Annotated in this window: 12 protein-coding genes; 8 read left to right on the top strand and 4 right to left on the bottom strand. The window is 68.6% G+C overall.

The window, feature by feature from the left end:
• Window positions 1–1,053 (top strand): MFS transporter (locus E8A12_RS05940; RefSeq protein WP_293366953.1); only part of this gene is annotated, 1,053 nt, incomplete at its 5' end.
• On the opposite strand, the gene epmA is transcribed toward E8A12_RS05940, so the two are convergent.
• Complete coding sequence (gene epmA / locus E8A12_RS05935) at window positions 1,050–2,102, bottom strand: EF-P lysine aminoacylase EpmA (RefSeq protein WP_293366951.1); 1,053 nt, start codon at window positions 2,100–2,102, stop codon at window positions 1,050–1,052. The two genes, E8A12_RS05940 and epmA, sit on opposite strands and share 4 nt — an antisense overlap.
• 121 nt (window positions 2,103–2,223) lie before the next feature.
• Between epmA and efp the strand changes: the two genes are divergently transcribed.
• The 3 genes from efp to panC all read left to right on the top strand — a co-directional run bounded on the left by efp (window position 2,224) and on the right by panC (window position 4,552).
• Window positions 2,224–2,790, top strand: coding sequence for an elongation factor P (gene efp / locus E8A12_RS05930; protein WP_293366950.1), 567 nt, complete (start codon window positions 2,224–2,226; stop codon window positions 2,788–2,790).
• 78 nt (window positions 2,791–2,868) lie between these two features.
• A complete protein-coding gene (gene panB, locus E8A12_RS05925; protein ID WP_293366949.1) occupies window positions 2,869–3,690 on the top strand; it encodes a 3-methyl-2-oxobutanoate hydroxymethyltransferase in 822 nt (273 codons plus the stop codon).
• 10 nt (window positions 3,691–3,700) lie between these two features.
• Entirely contained in the window at window positions 3,701–4,552 is an 852-nt protein-coding gene (panC, locus tag E8A12_RS05920) for a pantoate--beta-alanine ligase (RefSeq protein ID WP_293366948.1), read from the top strand.
• A gap of 42 nt (window positions 4,553–4,594) precedes the next feature.
• On the opposite strand, the gene E8A12_RS05915 is transcribed toward panC, so the two are convergent.
• Window positions 4,595–4,816, bottom strand: coding sequence for a hypothetical protein (locus tag E8A12_RS05915; protein ID WP_293366947.1), 222 nt, complete (start codon window positions 4,814–4,816; stop codon window positions 4,595–4,597).
• A gap of 89 nt (window positions 4,817–4,905) precedes the next feature.
• Complete coding sequence (locus E8A12_RS05910) at window positions 4,906–6,012, bottom strand: anhydro-N-acetylmuramic acid kinase (protein WP_293366946.1); 1,107 nt, start codon at window positions 6,010–6,012, stop codon at window positions 4,906–4,908.
• 188 nt (window positions 6,013–6,200) lie between these two features.
• Between E8A12_RS05910 and tyrS the strand changes: the two genes are divergently transcribed.
• The 4 genes from tyrS (at window position 6,201) to E8A12_RS05890 (ending at window position 9,822) form a co-directional block, all read left to right on the top strand.
• On the top strand, window positions 6,201–7,523 hold the full coding sequence (tyrS, locus tag E8A12_RS05905; protein ID WP_293366944.1) for a tyrosine--tRNA ligase: 1,323 nt from the start codon (window positions 6,201–6,203) through the stop codon (window positions 7,521–7,523).
• An 11-nt stretch (window positions 7,524–7,534) separates the two neighbouring features.
• Window positions 7,535–7,996: a peroxiredoxin gene (locus tag E8A12_RS05900; protein ID WP_293366942.1), complete on the top strand. Its 462-nt coding sequence runs from the start codon at window positions 7,535–7,537 to the stop codon at window positions 7,994–7,996.
• A 262-nt stretch (window positions 7,997–8,258) separates the two neighbouring features.
• Window positions 8,259–9,416 (top strand): peptidoglycan DD-metalloendopeptidase family protein, encoded by a 1,158-nt coding sequence (locus E8A12_RS05895; RefSeq protein ID WP_293366941.1) that lies wholly within the window; start codon window positions 8,259–8,261, stop codon window positions 9,414–9,416.
• Window positions 9,397–9,822: a polymer-forming cytoskeletal protein gene (locus E8A12_RS05890; RefSeq protein ID WP_293366939.1), complete on the top strand. Its 426-nt coding sequence runs from the start codon at window positions 9,397–9,399 to the stop codon at window positions 9,820–9,822. Before E8A12_RS05895 ends, E8A12_RS05890 begins: the two co-directional genes overlap by 20 nt.
• On the opposite strand, the gene E8A12_RS05885 is transcribed toward E8A12_RS05890, so the two are convergent.
• Window positions 9,823–10,213: peptide chain release factor-like protein (locus tag E8A12_RS05885; RefSeq protein WP_293366938.1), on the bottom strand; the 391-nt coding region annotated here is incomplete at its 5' end.

Genomic DNA, 10,213 nt, shown 5'->3' with positions numbered 1-10,213 from the left:
GCCATGGGTCCGGTGCTGGATACGAGCCTCTCTCCGCCCAAGTGGTATCTAATCAACCTGACGATCGCGGTGACGGCGCTGATCGCCCTCGCCTTCGCGCCACTGTCCCCGTCGAGCATGCCGCTGCTCAGCGGATTGGCCCTGCTGATGGGCGTGGCGATGAATGCGATGACCTCGTCGGCGACTGCCGGCATGGCGCTGACGACGCCGAACGAGCGGCGCGGCGCGGTCGCCGGATGGCTGCAGTGCGGTCAATTGGGCGGCGCCGGCCTGGGTGGAGGCCTGGGGTTGTGGCTCGCCGAACATGCGGGAGGTCAGGTCACCGCCGCCTTGGTGCTGGCGGGCCTCTGCGCGGTCTGCGCCCTGCCGATCCTCTATCTGCGCGTGCCGCCGCGCCTGGCCGGCGTCTCGGTACGTCATCGGCTGCTGGACGTCATGGGCGCGCTCTTGACGCTGGCCCGCACCCGCGCGGGAGTTCTCGCGATCCTGGCCAATGTGCTGCCGGCCTCGCTCGGGGCGGCCAGCACGCTGCTGCCGACCGTCGCCGGCGATTGGCACGCCTCGGCCGATATGGTCGCCCTGGTGCTGGGGGCCATCACCGGGATCGCCACCCTGCCAGGCTGCGTCATCGGCGGGTATCTGTGCGACATCTTCCCCAGGCGGACAGTCTACATCCTCTCCGCCCTGGCCTGCGCCCTTGGCGAGGCGGCGATGGCCTTCGGGCCGCATACGCCGCTCTGGTTCGCCGTCTTCGCCATCCTGAACGCCCTCTTGTTGGGGCTGTCCTGGGCCGCGGTCAGCGCCGTCTGCTTCGAGCAGTTGGGCGCCCGAGCCGCGGCCACCGTGGCCGCCGTGCTCAGCAGCATCTCCAACCTGCCGGTGGTGACCATGGTGGCGATCGTCGGATCGGTTCAGGGCAAACACGGGTCCACCGGCATGCTGCTGGTCGAGGCCGCGTTCGGGGTCGCGTCCGTCGTCGTCTACGTCCTGATCGCCTCGGTCTGGAGGGCGGAGCCGACGGTGGGCCTGCAGCCCGTCGCCGCTGCGGCCTAGGCATCCGCCACCGGCGCCCAGAGCACCTGCTCTATGTGGCGCGCGCCTGTCACGAGCATCACCAGCCGGTCCAGGCCCAGCGCGCCGCCGCTCGCCTCCGGCATGGACCCCAGCGCCGCCAGGAAGTCCTCGTCGATGGGATAGCGCTCGCCGTAGACGCGGACCTTCTCGGCCATCTCGACCTCGAAGCGGCGGCGTTGTTCCGCCGGATCGGTGAGTTCCCCGAAGCAGTTGGCCAGCTCGACGCCGCAGGCATAGAGCTCGAAGCGCTCGGCCACCCGAGGATCCGCGGCCGTGGGCCGCGCCAGCGCCGCCTCGCTCACGGGATATTCGCAGAGGATGGTCGCGCGGCCGCGACCGAGGTTCGGCTCGATCTTCTCCACCAGCACCCGGCTGAACACATCTGCCCAGGTATCGTCGTCGGCGATGCGGATGCCCTGCCCTTTGGCCGCCGCTATCAGTCCTTCGCGGTCCGTCGCGCCATCCGCCTCGACAGTGGCCAGCAGGTTAACGCTGGCGAAGCGCTCGAAGGCCTCAGCCAGGGTGACCCGCTCCGGTTCAGCGAAGGGATCGGCGTCTTGGTCCCGGAAGCTGATGGTCTTGGCGCCAGCCGCCTCGGCGGCCAACGCCAGCAGAGCCGCGCAGTCGGTCATCAGCGTGTCGTAGGGTTGGCCCGCGCGATACCACTCCAGCAGCGTGAACTCCGGGTGGTGCAGCGGCCCCCGCTCTCGATTGCGCCAGACCCGGGCCAGTTCGAACATCCGCGGCTCACCGGCCGCCAGAAGCTTCTTCGCAGCGAACTCGGGCGAGGTGCGTAAGAAGAGCGGCGCCCGCTCGCCCGCGATCCCCACCGCCTCGGTGGCGAAGGCATGCAGATGCGCCTCATTGCCTGGGGAGACCTGCAGGGCCGGCGTCTCCACCTCCACGAAATCCCGCGCGGCGAACCAGCCTCGGATCGCCGCGGTGATCCGCGCCCGGCCCAACAGATAAGGCCGCCGGTCGGCCAGACGGTCCGGCGTCCACCACGGCGAGAGCGTTGGTTCAGGCAAAGGTGCGACCGGTAGGGGGGTGGAGATTTCGCCGTCAATCGCTATAGGGGCGCGACAAGAAATTCATCAGCGGAATCGCGCGACCTCAGATCGCCGCCGTCGTCATCGAGGAAGACCGACTTTGAAAGTGATCGCCAGCTCGCTGCGCAAGGGCGCCGTCGTCGACATGGAGGGCCGCCTCTACGTCGTGCTGACCGCCGAGAACATCCACCCCGGCAAGGGCACCCCGGTGACCCAGCTGAACATGCGCCGCATCTCCGACGGGGTGAAGGTGTCCGAGCGCTGGCGCACGACCGAGCAGGTCGAGCGCGCCTTCGTCGACGACCGCAACTTCACCTTCCTCTACCAGGATGGCGAGGGCTTCCACTTCATGAACCCGGAGACCTACGATCAGGTGGTCTGCTCACCGGAAATCGTCGGCGAAGCGGCCCCCTGGCTGCAGGACGGCATGATCGTGATGCTTTCGACGCACGACGGCGTGCCGATCGCCCTCGAACTGCCGCGCCTGCTGACGCTGGAGATCACCGAGACCGAGCCGGCGGTGAAGAACCAGACGGCGTCTTCGTCCTACAAGCCTGCAATTCTGTCGAACGGCGCGCGGATCATGGTGCCGCCGTACATCGCCGCCGGCACCCGCGTCGTGGTCCTCACCGAGGACTTTTCCTATCACGAGCGCGCCAAGGACTAAGACGGGGTCGCTGGACGGGGGCGTCTGGTTGATGGCGGGCTGCGGCCCCATCTAGATCGCTTGTGTTGGAGTAAGCCCATGCGGACCACCCTGCTCGACATTCGCAAGATGAAGGCCGCGGGCCGGCGCATCGCCATGCTCACCGCCTATGATTATCCGTCGGCGAGGCTGGCCGACCGGGCCGGCGCGCCGCTCCTCCTGGTGGGCGATTCCCTCGGCATGGTGGTCCACGGCCACGACACGACCCTGCCGGTCACGCTGGACGACATGACGCGCCACGCCGCCGCCGTCGTGCGCGGCGCCGAGCGGGCGCTGGTGATCGCCGACCTGCCGTTCCTCACCTACGCGACGCCCGACGACGCCGTCACCGCCGCGCGCCGGCTGATGCAGGAGGCTGGCGTTCAGGCGGTGAAGCTGGAAGGCGGCGCCCACATCGCGCCGACCGTCCGCCACCTGACGCAGTTCGGGGTTCCGGTGATGGCCCACCTGGGTTTCACGCCCCAATCGCAGCACACGCTCGGCGTGCGCGTGCAGGCCAAGGAGGCCGGCTGCGCGAAGCGGCTGATCGAGGACGCCCTGGCGCTCGAAGCCGCCGGCGCCTTCGCCGTGGTGCTGGAACTCGTGCCAGCGGACCTGGCGACCGAGGTGTCGGCGCGCCTGCGGGTCCCGACCATCGGCATCGGCGCCGGGGCCGGCTGCGATGGTCAGGTGCAGGTCTGGCATGACCTCCTGGGACTCTTCGAGACCTCGCCACGCCATGCCAGGCGCTACGCCGAGATCGGCGCGGCCATCGAGCAGGCGCTCAGCGCCTATGTGGACGACGTGCAGGAGGGCCGCTTCCCGACGGCGTCCCAGAGCTCGCGGATGGATCCCGACGAACTGGCTCGCGCTCTGGCCTGATCGCGCCGGCATGCAAGTCCTCAAGACCGTTGCGGCGTTCCGCGCCGCCCGCGCCGCCCGCGCCGAGGTCGGCGACCTGGGCCTGGTGCCGACCATGGGCTTCCTGCACGAGGGTCACCTCAGCCTGGTCACCCGCGCCAGGGCGGAGAACACCGCCGTCGCGGCGAGCATATTCGTCAACCCCACCCAGTTCGGTCCGCACGAGGACCTCGCCCGCTATCCGCGCGACCTTGACCGCGACCTGCGCCTGCTCGAGGCCGCAGGCGCCGACCTCGTCTTCACACCCGAACCCGCCGAGATGTACCCGCCGGGTTTCGATCTCAGCATCCTGGTCGGCGGGGTGACGGACGTGCTGGAAGGCGCCGTGCGGGCCGGCCATTTCGCCGGCGTCGCCACGGTGGTCGCCAAGCTGTTCAACATCGTCCAGCCGACACGCGCCTATTTCGGGCAGAAGGACGCCCAGCAGTGCGTGGTGATCAAGAAGCTCGTCCGCGACCTGGACATGCCCATCGAGGTGATCGTGGCGCCCACGGTGCGCGAGGCCGATGGCTTGGCGCTCTCCAGCCGAAACAGCTACCTGACGCCGGAGCAGCGGGCCGCCGCCCCGGTGGTCTTTCGCGCCCTATCGGAAGCGCGCCGGCTGTTCGACGCCGGTGAGCGCGACGCCGAGGCGCTGCGCCGCGCCATCCTCGAGGCGCTCTCCAAGGAAGCCCGCGTCGCCATCGACTACATCAGCGTCGCGGACCCGCTGAGCCTGCGCGAACTCGCGACCGTCGGGCGCCAGGCGCTGGCCTCGACGGCGGTGCGGCTCGGGCCGACCCGGCTCATCGACAACCTGCTGCTTGGCGACGCGCGGGCCTGACGCCCGCGCGCAACCTGGCTCTGTCCGGCGGAGCTGATCCCCTCAGGCGTGGGGATGATGACGATAGTGGCGGTGGTGGCGCACGTGATGACGATCCCCGACGATCGCGCCGGCGACGCCGCCCACGACCGCGCCGGGCGGCCCGGCGATGACCGCCCCCGTTCCCGCGCCGATGGCGGCTCCGGCCACCGGGCCGGCGGCGGCGTAGGACGCAGGCAGGCCGACGCACGCTGCGGCTGCGAGCGCCAGGATGATCTTGTTCATTTGAGGAGGCTTTCTGTTCGAGGCCGGAATCGGCCCCGACGACGCAACGCGCGGCGAGGCAAAAGGCGCCATAGGCGCCGTCCGCTGACCTATGGGCGGACGATGCGCCCGCCGGTCATCGGCTGCGGAACGCCGGTGGTCTTCGGAAAGCTGATCGGCAGGCCAGCCGCGGTGCGGGCCGCCAGGTAGGCGAAGGCCTCGGCCTCGATCGAATCGCCGCGCCAGCCATGATCCTCGGCGGTCTTCACCGGCATGGGCAGGCGCGCGGCGAGCGCCTTCATGATCTCCGGATTGTGCCGGCCGCCGCCGGTGACAATCAGTTCGGTGGGGCTCTGACCCATCATCTCAAAGCCCAGCCGCACCCCCTCCGCCATGAAGGCCACCAGCGTGGCCGCCGCGTCTTCCAGTTCCAGCGGCGCCAGCGGTTCAAGCGAGAAATCGAACCGATCCAGAGACTTGGGCGGAGACGCCGAGAAGTAAGGATGACCTAGGAGGCCAGCCAATACGCCTTCATTGACCCGCCCGACGCTGGCGTATCTGCCCTTGTCGTCAAAACGGCCGGCGCCCCTCGCCTGAACCATAAGGTCGATCATGCCGTTGCCGGGACCGGTGTCGAAGGCCGCGATCGCCTCCCCGCCGGACCAGAAGGTGACGTTGGCGACGCCGCCGATGTTCAACACCGCCAGTGGCGCTTTCAGGCCCGAGGCCACCGCGCGGGCCAGGTGATAGATCGGCGCCAGCGGGGCGCCTTCCCCGCCGGCAGCGACATCCGCTGTGCGGAAGTCGTGGGCCACCGGCACGCCCGTGGCCTTGGCGAGCCAGGCCGCATCGCCAAGCTGCACCGTGCGGCCCACGCGGCCGTCCTTTGGACGTTCATGCAGCACCGTCTGGCCGTGCACGCCCAGCAGGTCGATGTCGGCCCATTTGAGGTCGTTGGCCGCCAGGAATTCCTCCGCGGCGGCGAAGTGCTCCTCGGCGCCCGCCCGCGCAGCCTTGGCGAAGATCGCAGGCTCCGGCGCGCCCCGCGGCCAGGCCAGGGCCTGCTTCGTCGCCTCCAACATCACCTCGCGAGTGGCGTCGGTCAGCTTGCGCTCCCCCGCCGGGCCGAACGCGGAAATCGCCTGCCCATCGGTCTCCAGCACCGCCATGTCGACGGCGTCGAGGGAAGTTCCAGTCATGAATCCCAGCACGCGCATGCGGCTTGACTGCCATGGGTCGCCTCACGTAGCTAGCCCGCCATGATCGGACCTGCGCCCCTGACCGGCCGCTATTGCCGCCTGCCCATCTAGCAGGCGACCGATCCCTCGCGCCTGCCTCACCCGGCCGGCGCACCTTCACCAGATCCGAGACAAAGCGCCGGCCTCCTTCCCACCGGAGTCCCGTGATGTCCCTCGAAACCGCCGACAAGGCCGTGCTAGAGCGCACCGGCTCGTTCCTTGAGAATCCCCGAATGACCGATGCCGCTTTCCAGTCGAAGTTCCTGCAGGTCCTGCGCGACCGCGGCTACATCCACCAGATCACCCATCCGGAGGAACTGGACGCGGCCGCGCTCGCCGGCCCTGTCGCGGCCTACATCGGCTTCGATGCGACAGCGCCCTCCCTGCATGTGGGCAGCCTGATCCAGATCATGATGCTGCGCCGCCTGCAGCAGAGCGGACACAGGCCGATCGTGGTCATGGGCGGCGGCACCACCAAGGTGGGCGATCCCTCCGGCAAGGACGAAAGCCGCAAGTTGCTGACCGAAGCTGATATCCAGGCGAACATCGCCTCGATCCGCTCTGTCTTCGAGACCTTCCTGACCTTCGGCGACGGGGCGACCGACGCCATCATGGTCGACAACGACGAGTGGCTGTCGAAGCTGGGCTACATCGATTTCCTGCGCGACTACGGCGTGCACTTCACGATCAACCGCATGCTGGCGTTCGACTCTGTGAAGCTGCGGCTCGACCGCGAGCAGCCGCTGACCTTCATCGAATTCAACTACATGCTGATGCAGGCCACCGATTTCCTGGAGCTGAACCGCCGCTATGGCTGCGTGCTGCAGATGGGCGGTTCGGACCAGTGGGGCAACATCGTCAATGGCGTGGAGCTGATCCGCAGAGTGGATCAGAAGCCGGCGTTCGGCCTGACCACGCCGCTCTTGGCCACCGCCTCCGGCGCCAAGATGGGCAAGACCGCCCAGGGCGCCGTCTGGCTCAACGCCGACCTGCGCAGCCCCTACGACTACTGGCAGTTCTGGCGGAACACCGAGGACGCCGACGTCGGGCGCTTCCTTCGGCTGTTCACCGACCTGCCGCTGGAGGAGATCGCACGGCTGGAGGCTCTGCCGGGCGCGGAGATCAACGACGCCAAGAAGGTGCTGGCGAACGAAGCCACCGCGCTGCTGCATGGACCTGAGGAAGCGGCGAAGGCTGCGGGCGCAGCGGAGGCGGCGTTCGTCCAGGGCGCGCTCTCCGACGACCTGCCGACGCATGAGGTCCCGGCGGCCGAGCTCTCTGCGGGCATCATGCTGGCGGCGCTGTTCGAGGCCGCCGGCCTTGCGGGTTCGCGCGGCGAAGCCCGCCGCCTGGCCCAGGGCGGTGGCCTCAGGGTCAACGACAAAGCTGAGGCCGACGCCAACCGCACGATCACAGACGCCGACCTGGTCGATGGCGTCGTCAAGCTGGCGGCCGGCAAGAAGAAGATCGTCCTGATCCGGCCGGTCTGAAGGAGAACGCGATGAGCAAGATCACCGAGGGCGCCAAGGCGCCCGACTTCGCCATGGACAGCGCCGCAGGCCCGCTCCGGCTGGCGGACTTCGCGGGCAAGACCTTCGTGCTCTACTTCTATCCGAAGGACGACACCCCGGGCTGCACCAACGAGTCCAAGGACTTCACAGCCCTGAAGCCCGAGTTCGACAAGGCCGGCGTGGCCGTGGTCGGGGCCTCGAAGGACAGCCTGAAGAGCCACGAGAAGTTCGCTTCCAAGTATGGACTGACCATCCCGCTGGGCTCCGACCCCGAAGGCAAGACGATCGAGGCCTTCGAAAGCTGGGTCGAGAAGAAGCTCTATGGCCGGGAATATATGGGCATCGACCGCTCCACCTTCCTGATCAAGGACGGGGTGATCCAGCGCATCTGGCGTAAGGTGAAAGTCGCTGGCCACGCCCAGGCGGTGCTGGACGCCGCCAAGGCGCCCTAGGTTGGCGCGGCCTGGCGTCGCACGCCTCCGGGCAGCCTAAATAGGCGATGTGGCGGATTTGGCGCGCCGATCTGCCGGGTTTCCCCTGGGGCTCCTTGGGTCTGGACCGGCCCGCAATCAGCGATCAGGTTCAGCGAACAGAGGCTGCGATTCGCGCATCCGTTAAGCTTGTGATCGAGCTTGGCGTAAACCGTCTTGCGCGCCCTTAATTTCTCATTGCATATCGCCGAAGTTCCATGGGGATGGGGACTTCAGCGATCGCATGCAACGCCTAGCGCGCCTCCGCCGCTCGCTCCTTGAGCTGTTCCCGGAACGCCATCTCTACGTCCGCTCGGGCGGTGAGATGAAGGGCTACGTCCTTACCCCCAAGACCCAGATGCTGGTCGCCGCCGGGATTTCCGCCGCGGCGCTCTGGATGGGCGTCTGCAGCGCCGCCATGCTGGTCAACATGTTGTCGGCGTCGTCCGCCGACCGCGAGATCGCCCGAACCCAGGCGAAGTACGAGCGCTGGATCGCCGACCGGCAGGCGCGCCTGAACTCGGCGGTCGCCCAGTTGAACGCCGGCGGGAACACTTCCAACGCCGGCGTCGCCGCCGACATCGAAAAGCGCCACGCCGCCCTGGCCATGCTGCTGACGGACATGAAGTCCACCCCCGGCGCCGCGGCGGCGCTGACGCCGGTGATCAACAAGGCGTTGGCCTCCAACGACAAGAACCCGGCCCATATCGTCGAGGCCGTGCGGGTCAGTCAGGAACAGCTGCTGGACGCCGCCGACACCTTCGCCAAGAGCCGCGCCGACCGGCTTCGCCTGGCCTTCCGGCTGGCCGGCCTGACCCCCTCGGCCTATGTGCCGCAAGGCAGCGCCCTTGGCGGACCGCTGATCGAGTCCAAGGACCCCCGCGCGCTCGCCGCCGTGCTCGACGTCGACGAGGGCTTCGCGGACCGAATCCAGCACGCCGCCAGCGACATGAGCGAGGCCCACGCCCTGGAGCAGGCCGCCCACGATCTGCCCTTCGCCAATCCGACGCCCGGCGCCGAACGGTCCAGCGGATTCGGGGTACGGGTCGATCCCTTCACCGGCCGCCCGGCCTATCATTCCGGCCAGGACTTCTCCGGCTCGCGTATGGAGGCGATCCACGCCACTGGCCCAGGAATTGTCTCCTTCACGGGCGTGCGCTCCGGCTATGGCAACACCGTCGAGATCGACCACGGCAAGGGCCTGAAGACCCGCTACGCCCATCTGGCGGTGATCTCGGTCGCCGTCGGCCAGCAGGTCGCCGTCGGCCAACGCCTGGGCGGCATGGGCTCGACCGGCCGCTCCACCGGCACCCATCTGCACTACGAGGTGTGGCTGAACGGCCGCGCCATGAACCCGGACCGTTTCCTCAAGGCAGGCGACTATGTTCAGCAAGCCGAGTAAGCCCGCGAACGCCTCGAGCCGTCCCGAACTCGCCGATACGCCGTCGCGCAAGCCCATCGCCATGTCGCTGATTGCGGAGAACGTCAGCGTCGACGGCGATATCGCCAGCGACGGCGACATCCAGCTCGACGGCGCGGTGCATGGCGACCTGAAGGTAGCGCATCTGTCGATCGGCGAGACGGGTCAGGTCGAAGGTGCGATCACCGCCGACGCCGTGGAGATCCGCGGCCGGGTGGCCGGGACGATCACCGCCAAGACCGTGCGCCTGTTCGCAAGCGCCAAGGTCGACGGCGACATCACGCACGGCCAGCTCGCCATTGAAGCCGGCGCCCACTTCGCCGGCCGCAGCGTGAAATTGGACGAGCCGCAGCAGGAACAGCTCAGCCTGCCGATGGCGGCGGAATAGCTACTCGCGCGTCACGCCCACGCGCTGGGCCAGGGACGCGCCCATAAAGGCGTCGAGGTCGCCGTCGAGCACCCCTTGGGTGTCGGAGGTCTCGACCTCAGTCCTAAGGTCCTTGACCATCTGATACGGCTGCAGGACGTAGCTCCTGATCTGGTGGCCCCAGCCGATGTCGGTCTTCTGGTCTTCCAGCGCCTGCTGCGCCGCCTCGCGTCGCTGCAGTTCCGCCTCGTAGAGTCGCGCACGCAGCATCTTCCAGGCTTCGTCCCGGTTCTGGTGCTGCGAACGGCCGGCCTGGCAGGCCACCGCGATCCCGGTCGGGATGTGGGTCAGGCGCACGGCCGAGTCGGTCTTGTTGATATGCTGGCCCCCGGAACCCGAGGCTCGGTAGGTG

This window comes from Phenylobacterium sp. (assembly GCF_004799395.1).
Classification (GTDB): Bacteria; Pseudomonadota; Alphaproteobacteria; order Caulobacterales; family Caulobacteraceae; genus Phenylobacterium.
This window is presented reverse-complemented; position numbering and strand designations above follow the sequence as displayed.